General features: G+C 68.5%; 22 protein-coding genes. 8 read left to right on the forward strand and 14 right to left on the reverse strand.

Features of this window, described 5'->3' with window-relative positions; translation table 11 throughout:
• Nucleotides 1-40: 40 nt before the first annotated feature.
• Nucleotides 41-796, forward strand: coding sequence for an SDR family oxidoreductase (locus tag ACQ859_RS19680; protein WP_431262359.1), 756 nt, complete (start codon nucleotides 41-43; stop codon nucleotides 794-796).
• Between the two features lie 19 nt (nucleotides 797-815).
• Here the strand turns inward: ACQ859_RS19680 and ACQ859_RS19685 are convergent, their stop codons facing one another.
• Nucleotides 816-1,187, reverse strand: a complete 372-nt coding sequence (locus ACQ859_RS19685; protein WP_431262360.1) for a VOC family protein — start codon at nucleotides 1,185-1,187, stop codon at nucleotides 816-818.
• A 147-nt stretch (nucleotides 1,188-1,334) separates the two neighbouring features.
• Between ACQ859_RS19685 and ACQ859_RS19690 the strand changes: the two genes are divergently transcribed.
• Nucleotides 1,335-1,739, forward strand: a complete 405-nt coding sequence (locus tag ACQ859_RS19690) for a hypothetical protein (RefSeq protein WP_431262361.1) — start codon at nucleotides 1,335-1,337, stop codon at nucleotides 1,737-1,739.
• A complete protein-coding gene (locus ACQ859_RS19695) occupies nucleotides 1,691-2,152 on the forward strand; it encodes a hypothetical protein (protein ID WP_431262362.1) in 462 nt (153 codons plus the stop codon). Before ACQ859_RS19690 ends, ACQ859_RS19695 begins: the two co-directional genes overlap by 49 nt.
• A gap of 58 nt (nucleotides 2,153-2,210) precedes the next feature.
• Here ACQ859_RS19695 and ACQ859_RS19700 read toward each other — a convergent pair whose 3' ends face one another.
• From ACQ859_RS19700 to ACQ859_RS19755, 12 genes are all read right to left on the reverse strand, one after another.
• A complete protein-coding gene (locus ACQ859_RS19700; RefSeq protein ID WP_431262363.1) occupies nucleotides 2,211-2,573 on the reverse strand; it encodes a hypothetical protein in 363 nt (120 codons plus the stop codon).
• Nucleotides 2,574-2,626: 53 nt separating this feature from the next.
• Nucleotides 2,627-2,788, reverse strand: coding sequence for a hypothetical protein (locus ACQ859_RS19705; RefSeq protein WP_431262364.1), 162 nt, complete (start codon nucleotides 2,786-2,788; stop codon nucleotides 2,627-2,629).
• Nucleotides 2,789-2,950: 162 nt separating this feature from the next.
• On the reverse strand, nucleotides 2,951-3,421 hold the full coding sequence (locus ACQ859_RS19710) for a Dps family protein (protein ID WP_431262365.1): 471 nt from the start codon (nucleotides 3,419-3,421) through the stop codon (nucleotides 2,951-2,953).
• Between the two features lie 233 nt (nucleotides 3,422-3,654).
• Nucleotides 3,655-4,539 (reverse strand): SDR family oxidoreductase, encoded by an 885-nt coding sequence (locus ACQ859_RS19715; protein WP_431266603.1) that lies wholly within the window; start codon nucleotides 4,537-4,539, stop codon nucleotides 3,655-3,657.
• A gap of 86 nt (nucleotides 4,540-4,625) precedes the next feature.
• Nucleotides 4,626-5,279 (reverse strand): glycosyltransferase, encoded by a 654-nt coding sequence (locus tag ACQ859_RS19720; protein WP_431262366.1) that lies wholly within the window; start codon nucleotides 5,277-5,279, stop codon nucleotides 4,626-4,628.
• Entirely contained in the window at nucleotides 5,276-5,962 is a 687-nt protein-coding gene (locus ACQ859_RS19725) for a class I SAM-dependent DNA methyltransferase (protein WP_431262367.1), read from the reverse strand. Before ACQ859_RS19725 ends, ACQ859_RS19720 begins: the two co-directional genes overlap by 4 nt.
• Nucleotides 5,959-6,825: a PIG-L deacetylase family protein gene (locus ACQ859_RS19730; RefSeq protein WP_431262368.1), complete on the reverse strand. Its 867-nt coding sequence runs from the start codon at nucleotides 6,823-6,825 to the stop codon at nucleotides 5,959-5,961. Before ACQ859_RS19730 ends, ACQ859_RS19725 begins: the two co-directional genes overlap by 4 nt.
• A complete protein-coding gene (locus ACQ859_RS19735) occupies nucleotides 6,813-7,412 on the reverse strand; it encodes a hypothetical protein (protein WP_431262369.1) in 600 nt (199 codons plus the stop codon). The genes ACQ859_RS19730 and ACQ859_RS19735 overlap by 13 nt, the downstream gene beginning before the upstream one ends.
• A gap of 11 nt (nucleotides 7,413-7,423) precedes the next feature.
• Nucleotides 7,424-7,906, reverse strand: a complete 483-nt coding sequence (locus ACQ859_RS19740) for a hypothetical protein (protein ID WP_431262370.1) — start codon at nucleotides 7,904-7,906, stop codon at nucleotides 7,424-7,426.
• Nucleotides 7,903-8,427, reverse strand: a complete 525-nt coding sequence (locus tag ACQ859_RS19745; RefSeq protein WP_431262371.1) for a hemerythrin domain-containing protein — start codon at nucleotides 8,425-8,427, stop codon at nucleotides 7,903-7,905. Before ACQ859_RS19745 ends, ACQ859_RS19740 begins: the two co-directional genes overlap by 4 nt.
• A 96-nt stretch (nucleotides 8,428-8,523) precedes the next feature.
• Nucleotides 8,524-8,808: a hypothetical protein gene (locus ACQ859_RS19750; RefSeq protein ID WP_431262372.1), complete on the reverse strand. Its 285-nt coding sequence runs from the start codon at nucleotides 8,806-8,808 to the stop codon at nucleotides 8,524-8,526.
• A 110-nt stretch (nucleotides 8,809-8,918) separates the two neighbouring features.
• Complete coding sequence (locus ACQ859_RS19755) at nucleotides 8,919-9,218, reverse strand: hypothetical protein (protein ID WP_431262373.1); 300 nt, start codon at nucleotides 9,216-9,218, stop codon at nucleotides 8,919-8,921.
• 158 nt (nucleotides 9,219-9,376) lie between these two features.
• Between ACQ859_RS19755 and ACQ859_RS19760 the strand changes: the two genes are divergently transcribed.
• On the forward strand, nucleotides 9,377-11,161 hold the full coding sequence (locus ACQ859_RS19760) for a thiamine pyrophosphate-requiring protein (protein WP_431262374.1): 1,785 nt from the start codon (nucleotides 9,377-9,379) through the stop codon (nucleotides 11,159-11,161).
• Nucleotides 11,158-11,934 carry a DUF72 domain-containing protein gene (locus ACQ859_RS19765; RefSeq protein WP_431262375.1) on the forward strand — a complete coding sequence of 259 codons (777 nt, stop codon included), beginning with the start codon at nucleotides 11,158-11,160 and terminating at the stop codon, nucleotides 11,932-11,934. Before ACQ859_RS19760 ends, ACQ859_RS19765 begins: the two co-directional genes overlap by 4 nt.
• Here the strand turns inward: ACQ859_RS19765 and ACQ859_RS19770 are convergent.
• Entirely contained in the window at nucleotides 11,921-12,487 is a 567-nt protein-coding gene (locus ACQ859_RS19770; protein ID WP_431262376.1) for a hypothetical protein, read from the reverse strand. The genes ACQ859_RS19765 and ACQ859_RS19770 overlap by 14 nt on opposite strands.
• A gap of 283 nt (nucleotides 12,488-12,770) precedes the next feature.
• Between ACQ859_RS19770 and ACQ859_RS19775 the strand changes: the two genes are divergently transcribed.
• From ACQ859_RS19775 to ACQ859_RS19785, 3 genes are read left to right on the forward strand one after another with little or no spacing between them, the layout of a single operon-like run.
• A complete protein-coding gene (locus ACQ859_RS19775) occupies nucleotides 12,771-13,115 on the forward strand; it encodes a hypothetical protein (protein ID WP_431262377.1) in 345 nt (114 codons plus the stop codon).
• Entirely contained in the window at nucleotides 13,112-13,867 is a 756-nt protein-coding gene (locus tag ACQ859_RS19780) for a class II aldolase/adducin family protein (RefSeq protein ID WP_431262378.1), read from the forward strand. Before ACQ859_RS19775 ends, ACQ859_RS19780 begins: the two co-directional genes overlap by 4 nt.
• Before the next feature lie 27 nt (nucleotides 13,868-13,894).
• Complete coding sequence (locus ACQ859_RS19785; RefSeq protein ID WP_431262379.1) at nucleotides 13,895-14,086, forward strand: 4-oxalocrotonate tautomerase; 192 nt, start codon at nucleotides 13,895-13,897, stop codon at nucleotides 14,084-14,086.
• Nucleotides 14,087-14,100 lie beyond the last annotated feature (14 nt).

Raw genomic sequence — 14,100 nt, forward strand, 5'->3', positions numbered from 1 at the left:
TTCACAGCCATCCGGTTCCCAGAACCCAGAAGGACTTCCCATGAAACTCACCGGCAACACCATCCTCGTCACCGGCGGCTCCAGCGGCATCGGCCGCGCGCTCGCCGAGGCCCTCCACGACCGCGGCAATCGCGTCATCGTCACGGGCCGCAGGCAAGCCCTGCTCGAGGCCATGAGCTTCGCGCGGCCAGGCCTCGTCGGCCTGGCGCTCGATGTCGACGACCCCGCCTCGCTCGCGCGATTCACGGCGACCTTGCGAGCGCACTTCCCCGAACTCAACGTCGTCATCGCCAACGCCGGCATCTCCCGCACCGAGGACATGACCAGCGACACGTGGACCGCGGACGACGCCGAGGCCATCGTGCAGACCAACATCCTGGGCGTGGTGCGCGTCGCGGCCGCGTTGCTGCCGCTGCTCAAGGGCAAGGCGGACGCGGCCTTCCTGGCGACCAGCTCCGCGCTGGCCTTCGTGCCGCGCGCGGACTTCCCGACCTACTGCGCGAGCAAGGCCTTCCTGCATTCCTGGCTGCAGTCGCTGCGGCATCAGATGCGCCACGTGCCGATCGAGGTCCTGGAACTGTCGCCGCCCTACGTGCAGACCGAATTGACCGGCGCGCAGCAGGCCAGCGACCCGCGCGCGATGCCGCTGACGGACTACGTCGCCGAGGTGCTGCAGTTGCTTGAGGACGGCCGGACGCCGCGCGGCGAAGTGCTGCTCGACCGCGATCTCCCACGCCGGTGGGCGGAGCGCGACGGCAAGTACGAGACGCTGTTCGCCGCGATGAACCCGGGCTGAACGGCGCACTGAAGCGCGGTCAGCCCGCCGAATGGCAGACCGCCTCGATGTTGTGCCCGTCCGGATCGATGACGAAGGCTGCGTAGTAGTTCGCGTGGTACTTCGGACGCAGTCCGGGCGGGCCGTTGTCCTTTCCGCCGGCCGCCAGCGCGGCGCGATGGAAGGCATCGACCTGCGCGCGGGTCTGCGCGACGAACGCGATGTGGAGCGGCGCCGTCCGCTCCGCGGTCTCGAACAGGCACAGCGACGCGTTGTTGCTGCCGCAGATCTCGATGCCGTAACTCGGCACGCCCTCCCCGCCGATCGTGACGCCCAGCGGTCCGAGCGCCTGGAGATAGAACGCCTTGCTCGCGGCATAGTCGCGGACGCCGAATTTGACGTGGTCGAACATGAGGTCTCCTGAAGCGATGGCCCATCATCGCGCCATCCGCCGGCAACCCCGCGCGACTCTCCGACGGCACCTCGCCGGCCCCGCGCTCACCGGATGAGCCTTCCGGGCCATTCCCCGGATGACCGACTCGCGGGTACGCTCGCCGCGATGTCATCAATTCGACACAATCATTCGATAGGCGTCGTCGGCGTGGATCCCGGCGTGCTGTCCTGGTGGCGCGCCCTTCGCGGCATCGCCGCGCTGAACGTCTGCCTGTGGCTGGCGGTGCTGCAGTTCGTGCCGGCGGGCAGCGCGCAGGCGCACCTGCACCTGGCCTTGTCCGGCGTCTACGTGCTGGTCTGCGCCTACCGCTCGCTGTTTCCCCGGGTGGATCTCGAGCGGCTGGTCGTCGTGGACACCCCCTCTCCAGCATCTTCCTGGGCCGCACCGCGGCCACGATCGCGGAGATCTGCTTCGCGCTGCAGCTGGGGCTGCTGGTCCATCAGCTGGCGGCGCATGCCGGCATGCCGGCGGTCCAGAAGGCCGCGTGGGCGATCCCGCTGTTCATGGTGATCGCCCAGTGCTTCTGCTGGCACAGCGTGCTGACGCTGAACCACATCACCCAGGCCGTCGAGTCCTCGCTCTGGGCGGCGGGCTTTAGCTGGATGGCGATCCTGCTGGGCGTCATCGCGGTGAACAGCAGCGGCTGGGTCCACGCGGTGGCACTCCTCGGCATCGTGGGCTCGACCGGTTTCGTCGCCTACGTGCTGAGCGTGGACGTGCCGATGTACTGCCGCCGCTACCGCGAGGGACGCGCGCGGGGACTCGTCTACATGCGCCTCGACGAAGGCGCGCGCGACGCCTGGCACCGGCGCGTGCCGAACGGCAGCTGGGTGGCGTGGAAGGCCGATGCGCTCTGGCTGACGCCCTACTTCAGCTTCGGGGTGTGGGCGAGCATCGCAATGGTGTGCGTGCCGGGGACTTGAACGTCCGTACCTGCGGGCGATGACGAGACAAGAACCGCTTCGGGTCGTTCCAAAAAGCTCAACCGATACGACGGCCCGATCGCACGATCGCCTCTCGGCCAGACGTGGTCTCAAGCTCCGGCAAATAGACCGAAAGAGAAGGGCCGATATCGCCACCGATGTCGACGTATTCAGCATCCCACGCGAGATGCTCTTCACCATCGAAGAGCTCGTACTCCGGCAGCACCACGACATTCTCCGGGCCTGCCTCCGCTGTGAACCGGTCGATCATCTGCTGAAGCAGCGCTGACGGCAGGTGATACCGACAGCCATCCAGCCACGCCACCGGCCCATCAAACTCGGCATCCGTCCGATGGCCGGCCTTTCCAAGGCAGATACCCTTGGCTCCCTTCTTGTCGAACAGGTAGTAGCAGACCCCCATCGTCGATTCCCCATACCTTGAGGGCAGCACCTTATCTCAGTTGAAACCGATCGTCATCGGCGTGGGATGCTTCTCATGGCCGGCGAAGGCGGGCATTGGATGCCGTGAAGCCGATGGTGTGTTTCGATGAAAGTCACGTGGTCGGCGATCAGCACATCCTCAGCCATTCTGATCAGTTCATCGAAGCGCAACTTGTCATGGGCGGTGTCTCGCATGGGGCGAGCTTAGCGCTTGCCGCGGCACGGCAAGCGTCCCTGCAAGTCTGAGGTCGAAGACTCGCGTTCCGGTCAGAGGAACACCCACCCCGCCGCAGACATCACGAGTTCACGAAAAGTCGCGCCGCTAGCGGCTGGGTGGTCGATCCCACAAGCTGCAGATCAGATCGGCGAAGCCGCCACCAGGTGCTCGGACAGGAACCACACCTGCAGCTCGTTGGTCCGCACGACGTCGCTGACCAGCAGGTCGTCCGTCCCCGAGTCGCCGGCGTCGCTGGCCTTCTCGGCCTGCTCGCGCGCATAGGTCAGGATCATCGTGTGCGCCTCGATGAGGCGGTTGAGCTGCACCGTCGCCGGTTCACGGCCGCGGGGCGGCCGGGGAATGCGCGTTTCCTCCGCGATGTCCGCGGCCATCGCCAGCGACACGCCACCCAGGATCTGGATGCGTTCCGCCAGCAGGTCGACCAGCTCGACCTGCGCCTCGTAGTGCTTGTCGAACAGCAGATGCAGCTGGTTGAAGGTCGGCCCGACCACCTGCCAGTGATGCTTCTTGTACATGTCGCGCAGCGTGATGGTGTCCGCCAGCACCTGGTTCAGCGAGGCCACGCTCTTCTTGACGACGGCCTCGGACATCCCGTGCGGCATCTTGATCACTTCGCCGAAGCGCTGCGTCTCCTGCGACCGGTTCTCACCGGCCTTGCTGAGGAGGGGGTCGTCGCGGCGTGCGCGGCATCGACGCGACTGGGCTTGGACGGGGACTTCTTCTTCGTGGCCATGCGGAACTCCAGCAGAGGAAAAGGAAACCGCCAAGACGGCAAGCCACGATCCCGAGGGTTCCGCGCGACCGATCCCGGCGTCCGAAGCGCTCAAGGATCCCCTCGGCCGCCCGACGCCCCGTAGACCTGGCCGGTGGCATAGCTCGACTCCGTCGAGGCCAGCAGCACGTACACCGACGCCAGTTCCGCGGGCTGGCCGGCGCGCCCCATCGGCGTGTCGGTGCCGAACTTCTGCAACTTCTCCTGCGTCTGTCCGCCGCACACCTGCAGCGGCGTCCAGAACGGTCCCGGCGCGACGGCGTTGACGCGGATGCCCTGTTTGGCCAGTTGCTTCGCGAGCCCCTTGGTGAAGATCAGGATCGCGCCCTTGGTGGAGGCGTAGTCCAGCAGGTTCTCGCCGGGGTCGTACGAGTTGACGGAGGCCGTGTTGATGATCGAGCTGCCCGCCGACAGATGCGGGATTGCCGCCTTGCTCAGCCAGAACGGCGCGTAGATGTTGGTCTTGAAGGTCCAGTCGAACTGCTCGGTGGAGATGTCCAGGATCGATTCGTGGCTCTGCTGCCGCGCGGCGTTGTTCACCAGGATGTCCAGGCCGCCGAGCTCGCGCACGGCGTCCGCCACCAGCTTCTCGCAGAAGGCCTCGTCACGCAGGTCGCCCGGCAGCGCGACCGCCTTGCGCCCGGCGTCGCGGATCAGCTCGATCACTTCGCGCGCGTCGGGCTCTTCGTCCGGCAGGTAGTTGATCGCGACGTCCGCGCCCTCACGCGCGAAGGCGATCGCGGCCGCGCGGCCGATGCCGCTGTCGCCGCCGGTGATCAGCGCACGGCGGCCGGTGAGCCGGCCGTGCCCCACGTAGGTCTTCTCGCCGTGATCGGGCGGCGGCGTCATCTCGCGGGCGAGACCCGGCCACGGCTGCGACTGCTTCGGGAAGGCGATCTTGTCGGAGGATGTCACGGGCTTACTCCTTGGGACGATGCGGTGTCCCGCGTTGACGGCGAATCGGCAACACGCATGCCCGCGACAGCGGCGTGCCCGTGGCCGACGCCAACGGCAAGCGAGAGCTACGCGCAGCGCAGCCGCTGCAGGTGGGTCGCGAAACCCTCTGGCGCACGACCGTCCTGACGGGCACTCGTGACCACGCGCACCGTGTTCGTCCATGCGATGCGCACGCCGAGCGCCTGGAGCCGCTCCACCAGCGCGACATCCTCGCGCGTGCGCAGCTGCGGGAAGCCGCCGGCCTGCCGATAGGCGCTCACGCTCACGCCGAGGTTGGCACCGTGGATGTGACGGTGCCCGTCGGCATCGGTGTAGCCGCCTTCGTACGCGGCCCGCTCCGCGGCCGTGAAACCCATCCAGTCGCCCACTTCGACCACGCCGCACACAGCCTCGCTGCGCATCGCCAGCTGCCGGGAGAACCAGCCCGGGGCGACAACGGAGTCCGCGTCCGTGAACGCCAGCCAGCGCGCGCCTTGCTCGATCAACGCCTGCGCGCCAGCCCCGCGCGCGATGCCGACGTTGCGCGCCTCGATCGCGAGGCATTGCACGCCGGACGCCAGAGCGATCTTGGCGGTGCGATCGGTGCAGGCGTCGAGCACGACGACGATGCGCACCTCTTCGCCCCGCAGATCGGGATGCCGCGCCGCCCGCCCGAGAGCCGTCAGCGCGCGGCCGATCAGCGCTTCCTCGTTGTGGGCCGGCACGACCGCGCCGATCATGGCCGCAGGCCTTCTCGCCGGGCCACGGAGCGGCAGTCGGGACTCCACACCTCAACGAGGAAGTCCTCCTCTTCGTGGCGCAACAGGCGCGACCAGGCGAAATGCTCCTGGAACGCGGTGGCCATCAGGCGGTGCACCTCGTCGCCGCTGCGCAGATAGTCGCCCTCGGGATGACGCCAGTGGCTGGCGATCAGCGTGCCGCCATCGGTCAGGCTTGCCGCCGCGCGCTCGATCGTGTCGCGCAGCGCGCGGTCGTCGAGGTAGTAGCCGATCTCGCTCAGCACGATCAGATCGAAGCGTCCGTCGGGCCACGCTGCGGGAATCGAGGTGTTTTGAACGGCCACATGCGTCAGCGCGGCGAGTCGGTCTCGGGCGTGCGCCACGGCCGCCGCGCTGACATCGGTACAGAGCAGCCGATCGCAACGCGCCGCGAGTTCGGCGCTCAGCTCGCCGTTGGCGCATGCCGGCTCGAAGGCGTTGGCGTAGCGCTCGGACGGCAGGCTGGCCAGGAGCTGGGCCCGCTTGCGGCGCTCGTACCAGCGCGTGCGATATCCCCAGGGATCGGGGTCCTGGCTGAACAGGGTCTCGAAATGATCGGCCAGCGTGGCCGAGGACGCCGTCGACGGCGCACGCTCCGGCGCGCCGGACTGCGCGAGCGGCTGCGATGGTTTTCGCGCCGTCATGCCGAGGGCTCGGGCACGAGATAGAACTCGGCGGATCGCAGCAGTCGATCCACCGCTTCCGGGAACAACACGGGCGGGCGTTCCCCGTCCGACGTCAGCTGGCTGCGATGCTCGGACAGCGCGAGCCATTTGTCTTCCAGCGCGCGACCGGACAGCGACAGTTGCCGCAATCGATGCCAGGGGATTGCGGCATCACCGGGTCGCGCCCAATGCCAGGTCCAGACAGGCATCTCGATCAGCGTGGCGCCCACGGCGCGGACCGCCTCCGCGCAGGCGCGGCCGACGGCCTCGTGATCAGGATGGCCATCGTGTCGCCACGTGGTGATGACGATGTCGTCGGACCGCAGCCGTCCAGACAAGATGTCGACCAGTCGCCGCTCGTGACTGCCCACGCGGCCATCGGGCAGGCCGAGCGCATGCACCGGAGCGCGGATGCCCAGATGCCGCAGTCCCCGCAGACGCTCCAGCCGCCGGCGCGCGGCGAGGCGTTCCGGCGTCCAGTTCGTCGAACCGGGATGGCTGGCATCGCCATCGGTCACGCCGATCACCTCGACGAAAGGGGCGGTGCCCCGCGAGACTGACGAGACAGGCCGGGTCGCACGACGACGGGCCGCGAGCAGGGACAGCAGCCCGCCGCAGCCCACGACTTCGTCGTCCGGATGCGGCGCCACGACGACGACCCGCGCTCCGGGAGGCACCAACTCGTCCAGCGAGGTCAGCGGCGATTGCCACAGCGGCATCCATTGCCGCCACATCGACTCGGGCGTACCGAGGCCCTCGATCCTGCGACGCGCAGCGGGGTCGCTCGCAGGCTGTTTCTGCCGGAGGTCCTGGATGGCGTGATCGATCGTCAGAGCATCCATGTCGTCTCCGCTTGTTTCATGAGTTCAGTGCCCAGGGCGGCCAGATCCCGGTCGCCATGGCTCTGGCGGATGAACACCGGCAGATCCGCGGCCAGACGGGCGAAGGCCTCGTCATGACACAGCGGACCCGCGCCCATTGCGCGAGTCGCGGCACGCAAGACCTGTTGGGCGCAGTCATCGCTGGCGGCGCGGGTGCGCAGTGCCCAGGTACGAGCATCGGCGTGGGGATGACGATCGATCCAGTCGGCCGCCTCGCGCAGCAGCGCGGCGTTGGCGCTCAGCGTCCGGTCCACATCACCCAGTGCGAGCGTTCGATGCCACCCTGGATCGCCGCCCTCGGCACCGGCGTCACGCGCGGCCTTTGCGGCCGCAACGGTCTGGGCCTGCGCCTTCAACGCGCCGCCGACAGCGCACGCCGCGCCGTGCCAGCAGGCCGCGATGCCGATGCCACCTTGCCAGAATCCGGGACGGGACAGATAGAACCCGGCGTGGCCGATCAACCGCGCAGGCGTCGCTTCAAAGCGCACCGAGGCGCTGGCGGAATCCGCCATGCCGACGGCCTTCCATCGCGAGGCATCCACGGCCACGCCGGGCTGCCTCAGATCGACATCCGCGAGCCAGGGCCCCCGCCCGATCCGTCCTGCCCGTCCGACCCGGTGTTTTCCGGCCAGACCGTCAGCAGCGCGCGATCCAGCGCGGCGGCGCCGGAGCACCACGCCTTGGTGCCGGACAGGACGATCGTCCCTTCAGCCGCGCCGCCTGACGTTGGCCGGAAGTGCACGCGCGCACCGGGCGGTTCCGCTGCCCACATGCCGTAGGCGGCGTGGATCTGGCGCGGACCGGTCGCAGGCGACTGGCCGGCCTCCGCAAGGATGGCCATCGCGTCGGTGTGCCCCTCGAAGAGCTTCACGAGCGACAGGTCCTGGGCGGCGATTGCCGCCAACGCGGCCCAGCGCGCCAGGGTCCGCCCCTGACCCGGAAGCGGCAGATCCGCCTGTCCGGCGTCGATCAACGCCCGCAATTGCAGGCCTACGTCGACGACGCCGGTGGCGGACCCAGGGAACGTCACGTCGGTGCTCAATGTTTCGCCTGCTCCTGAGCCATCAACTCCTGCTTGCGCTGCAGGATCCGCCCGCCCAGTTCGGCCATGTCCAGCCCGGCCTTCTTCGCCTTGGGGAACATCTCGTTCTGCTCTTCCTTGACGTGATGCTTGACCCATTCGCTCATGACCTTGACCTTGGCGTCGTAGTCCTCGCCGCCGGGCTCGACACCGTCGACGGCGGCGATCAGGTTCTTGATGCTCTGGTGCTCGACACGCGCCTCGGGCACCAACGTCTTGTCCTTCAAGGCCGCCTGGACCTCGGGATAGAAGATCTCTTCTTCAACCTGCGCGTGGACCGTGAGCTCCAGGCAGATCTGCGCGACCAGCTGCTGCTTCTTCGCGGTGGAGCGCGACTTCTCGAACTGCTCGAACAGCTCGCTGACCAGCTTGTGATCGGCGCGCAGCAGGCTCACGGCGTCCGGCGACTTCGCGCGGGCGGGCGTCGTGCGGCGGGTGGCCGATCGGCGGCTGGTGGTCGAACTGGTGGTCGTGGAAGGCATGGAAGTTCTCCTGGCGGTGATGGCTGGGACCAGGCGCGATCGGGCGCGCCGCAACAAGCTCGATAGCAAGCGCGGTGCCCGCCGCGAATGCCGATGTCAACGGGCTTCGTCCGATGCCGGTGTCGAGTCCGCGTCGTCCTCGTTCTTCCGTATGCCGCGCAGGTTCAGGACGAACAGCCCGACCTGCAGCACGATCAACGCGTACGACTGGGTGAAGGCGCCCCACACGCACCACAGCACGTTGCTGAGCACGAAGACCCAGAAGCCCCAGGTGCGCCGACGCGCGCTGCGTCCGCCGACCAGCCAGGCGGCGGCCAGCGTGACGGCCATCGCCGGCCATTGAAGCGCGTTGAACAGGGTATCCATGCCGTAGCGAGGCAAGCGGCTCTCCGACGGACCTGCGCCGGAATGAAGAAAGCCCCGGCATGCCGGGGCTTGGGAGCGGGCCGACGACGGGAAGCTCCCGCGCGGCCCTGCAAGAGCGTCAGTCCTCAACGATCGTCGCGCGACGAATCGCTGTCCTGATCCTGATCGTCGCGGGACGCGCGATTGGATTGATCCCGCGAGGTCTGCGGGTTCTGCTGGCGCGAGCCTGGGCTCATCTGGCCCTGCTGGCCGCTGCCGGGCTGGCTCTGCTGCGGCGATTGCCGCTGGCCCTGGGATCCGGAGCCCTGCTGCTGGCCGCCGGGCTGGTTCTGTCCTTGCTGGCCCTGCTGATGCTGTTGCTGCGTCTGCTGGCCTTGTCCGCTCTGCGGTTGCTTCTGGTTCTGCGAATTGGGTTGCTGAGCCATGGTGGTCTCCACGTTGTGCGCGTCGGCAAAGACGCCGACAGGGTGAACCGGCAATGCGCATGCCGCCTTGCGGGCAGCGGGGTCATCGACGCGTGGCCATCGAGGCGGTGCGCCGCTTGCCATGCCTTCTCACCGCCATCCTCCAGGAGTCCGCCCGCATGTCCGCCACCGTCAGCGACCAGATCCTCGAACGACTCCATGCGTGGGGTGTACGCCGCGTCTTCGGTTATCCCGGCGACGGGATCAACGGCCTGATGGGGGCGTTCGGCCGTCAGCAACTCGGACTTGAATTCGTGCAGGTCCGGCATGAAGAACTTGCGGCCTTCATGGCGACGGCCCATGCCAAGTTCACCGGCGAGGTAGGCGTGTGCATGGCCACCTCCGGTCCCGGCGCGATCCATCTGCTGAACGGCCTGTATGACGCGAAGGCCGACCACATGCCGGTCGTCGCGATCGTGGGCCAGAGCGCCCGCAGCGCGATCGGCGGCGACTACCAGCAGGAGGTCGACCTGCACAGCCTGTTCAAGGACGTCGCGCACGAGTTCGTCCACACCGCGATGACGCCCGCCCAGGTGCGCCACCTGATCGATCGCGCGGTGCGCATCGCGCGGGACCGGCGCACGGTGACCTGCGTGATCGTGCCGCACGACTTGCAGGAGGAAAAGGCGGTGCCGACGCCGCCGCGGGCGCACGACACCGTCCACACCGGGATCGGCTGGACGGCGCCGGCGGGCGTCCCCGCCGATGCGCAACTGCGCGCCGCGGCGGACATCCTGAATGCCGGCCAGCGCGTGGCGATCCTGGCCGGCGCTGGCGCGCTGCACGCGACGGACGCGCTGATCCAGGTCGCCGAGCGCCTGGGCGCGGGCATCGCGAAGGCGCTGCTCGGCAAGATGGCCGTCCCCGACGACCTGCCCTTCGTGACCGGCAGCATCGGCCTGCTGGGCACCCAGCCCAGCTGGACCTTGATGGAGGAATGCGACACCCTGCTGATGGTGGGTTCGCACTTCCCGTATTCGGAGTTCCTGCCCAAGGAAGGCCAGGCGCGCGGCGTGCAGATCGACATCGACGGGCGCCACGTGTCCACGCGTTATCCGATGGAAGCGAACCTGATCGGCGACAGCCGCCTCACGCTGGAGGCCTTGCTGCCGCTGCTGACGCCCAAGCCGGACCGCGCCTGGCGCGACCGGATCGAAGGCGAGGTGCGCGACTGGTGGCAGGTGCTGGAAGCTCGCGCGATGAACGACGCGAAGCCCGTCAATCCGCAACGCGTGTTCTGGGACCTGTCGCCCCGGCTGCCGGGAGACGTGATCCTGACCTGCGATTCCGGCACGGCGGCCGGCTGGTATGCGCGGGACCTGAAGGCCCGGCCCGGGATGATGGGGTCGGTGTCGGGCGGCCTGGCCACGATGGGATGCGCCGTGCCGTACGCACTCGCCGCCAAGCTCGCCCATCCGGGACGCCCGGTGATCGCGCTGGTCGGCGACGGGGCGATGCAGATGATCGGCATCAACGCGCTCATCACCATCGCGCACCGCTGGAAGGACTGGGCGGACCCGCGCCTGGTCGTGATGGTGCTCAACAACGGCGATCTCAACATGGTGACCTGGGAGCAGCGCGTCACCGCCGGGGATCCGAAGTACGCGGCCTCCCAGGATCTGCCGGCGTTCCCGTACGCCGACTACGCACGGATGCTCGGGCTGGAGGCCGTGCGGGTCGACCGGCCGGAGGACGTGGCGCCGGCCTGGGACCACGCGCTGCGCGCCACGCGGCCGGTGCTGCTGGAAATGGTCGTCGATCCGGATGTGCCGCCGCTGCCGCCGCACGTCGAACCCAAGCAGATGCTGCAGTACGCCAAGGCGCTGCTGCAGGGCGACCCCGATGCGCGCGGCGTCATCGCCGCGACGCTGCGCGAGGTCTGGGCTGCGGTACGGAGGAAATGACCGTGCGCATCGGCACGGCCGGCTGGAGCATTCCCAAGGCCGTCGTGGCGTCCTTCCCCGGCGAGGGCAGCCAGTTGGCCCGTTATGCGCGCGTGCTGGACTGCGCCGAGATCAACACCACGTTCAGCCGCACGCACCGCGCCGCCACCTTCGAACGCTGGGCGCTGGAGACGCCGCCGGACTTCCGCTTCTCGGTGAAGCTGCCTCAGGCAATGACCCATGAGGCGCGGCTGAAGGCGCCGCGCGCCGAGGTGAAAGCGTTCACGGCGTCACTCGCCGGACTGGGCAGCCGGCTCGCCGCATTGCTGGTGCAACTGCCGCCTTCGCTCGAGCTGGACACCCGGTCGGCTCGCGCCTTCTTCCGATCGGTCCACGCCGGCTTCGACGGCGCCGTGCTGTGCGAGCCAAGACATCCGACGTGGTTCAGCGAATCCGCGGAGCGGCTGCTCGTCGAGGAACGCGTCGGACGCGTCGCGGCGGATCCGGCCCTGCCGGCGGGTGCCGGCGCACCCGGCGGTTGGCTGGGCGAGCACGGCGATGGGCGCGGTGCCATCGTCTACTACCGCTGGCATGGGTCGCCGCGGATGTACTGGTCGCGCTACGAGGACGACTGGCTCGCCGCGCGGGCGGCGGAGATCGCGCGATGGCCGACGGGCACGGAGGTCTGGTGCGTCTTCGACAACACGGCCTCCGGCGCGGCGGCGGACGACGCCTTGCGCCTGCAGGCTTTGCGGATGCAGGTCTCGCCGGGCCGGCGACTCACGCGTCGATAGGGTCGACAGGGTCGATGCCGCAGCCGAGATCGCCGGGCAGCAACAGCTGCGGCGTCTCCGCGAAGGTCCAGGTGTGCCTCCTGCAGAAGAACGACCAGGTGACGTCGAAGCGCTCCGCGGGCCAGACGGAGGGAATGCCGTCGTCCTGCAGGATCGCGTCCGCCAGCCGGGGCAGACCGTGATGCCGCCAGCACACCAGCACGGGACCGTCCAGCGCCCGCAGCGCCGCGGCGACGTCCTCGGGCGCGTCCTGATCGGACCAGCGCTCGTCCACGGGCAGGCCGAGGAACTCCGCCAGCGGCCGCACGGTGTCGGCCGGTCGCGTCGATGGATGCCGGCCTGTCGGCCGCGCCGCGACGATGTGCCGTGGACAACGGATGGGGCCGCCGTCGCCCTTGCTGCCCGCTGATCCGAAGTACCGCACCAACGCCCCCGCCCTGCGCCATCCCGGCACGCTGAGCGACTGGGCATCGAGGACGCCGGTGACGTTCACGCCCGCGGCATCGCTCGTCGGCTTCTCGGCGTGCCGGATCAACATGATGAATTTCGACATCGTTCACACCCGGTCATGACAACGTGATGGCAAGGGCGATGCCACCCCATCGCGTGACCGACTGGACGCTTTCCGCGCCGACGGCAGGCGTGTGTCCGCTTAGACATCCATGCGCTACATCACCAGCAGGTCAGCGGGCTTCAACGGTTGCCAAACAAGTGGAGACCCGTCTGCTTCTTCGACAGCATCCGACGGCACTGCATCCAGGCCTGCTCGATCCGAATCGCGACATTGCGCATCGAATAGACTCGACGCCAGTTCTCCACCATCAACGCGCCTGACAATGACCCGCAAGTCCACCTCCTCTGAGGAGACGGAAAGCCATCCTCTTCTTCGTGTGGCCGGGATCGTTTTCATGGTGATCGGTGTCGCCGTCGGCATGTTGTTCGGTGCCTTCGCATTCACGCGCTTCCTTGGTGTCACGGCGGTGATCGTCGCGATCGTCTTTGCCTTCGGGGGTGGGATTCCGATCCGCTTCGGCGAATCAGTGGTGGGCGTCCTCCTCGGGTGGAAGAAGGCATTTGTCTGTCTTCCCCTGATCGCCCTGGGCCTCTACACCGTGGTGAATGCCGAGAAGGTGACTTGCTGGTCGTCCAAGAGCAAGCATCTCTGCGCCGCGAAACAATGAACGAGCCTGTCCCTTCCTCGTCGCGCACCGAAGCCGATGTGCGCGTCGACCTCGCCGCCGCCTACCGCCTGGCCGCGCTGGCGGGCTGGGACGACACGATCTACACGCACCTGTCGGCCGCCGTGCCGGGCGAGCCCGGCGTCTACCTGCTGAATGAATTCGGCCTGGGCTTCGACGAGGTCTGCGCCTCCAACCTCGTGAAGGTCGACGTGCGCGGTCGCGTGGTGGACGGCACCGGCCGCCGCGTCAATCCGAGCGGCTTCGCCATTCACGGCGCCGTGCACGCCGCCCGTCCCGACGTCGAATGCGTGATCCACCTCCACGCGCCGTGGGGCGTCGCCCTGGCCATGCTTCACGGCGGGCTGCAACCGACCTCGCAATGGGCGATGCGCCTGCACGGCCGGCTCGGCCGCCATGCCTACGAAGGCCTGGCGCTGGGCGCCGAGGAACAGGTCCGCCTGGTCGCCAACCTGGGCGCGCTCGACGGACTGATCCTCGAGAACCACGGCACGCTGACCATCGGCCGCTCGGTGGCCGAGGCCTATCTGCTGATGCACATCCTCGAACGCGCCGCGCAAGCCCAGCTTCGCGCGATGGCCGCCAGCAGCGGCCGCGTGCTGCGGGTCGACGACGCGCTCGCCGAACTCACCCATCGCCAATGGATCGGCGACGGCACCGAGCGCGACGGCGACGCCGAATGGCCTGCGCTGCTGCGCCGCGTGGACCGGCTGTCGCCCGGATTCCGAGACTGAATTCCCACCACTCCCAGGAGCACACCCATGCCCACCCTCCGCGTCGAACTCTTCGAAGGCCGCACGCAGCAGCAGAAGGCTGATCTGGCCAAGGAACTCACCGAGGCCTGCGTCCGCGTGCTCGGCGGCAGCGCCGACGGCGTCGACGTCGTCTTCTTCGACATCAAGCGTCAGGACTGGGCGACCGGCGGCGTGCTGTGGAGCGAAAAAAGCAAGTGATCCGAGAGGGCTTC

This window comes from Roseateles chitinivorans (assembly GCF_050632235.1).
Taxonomy (GTDB): Bacteria; Pseudomonadota; Gammaproteobacteria; order Burkholderiales; family Burkholderiaceae_C; genus Roseateles; species Roseateles chitinivorans_A.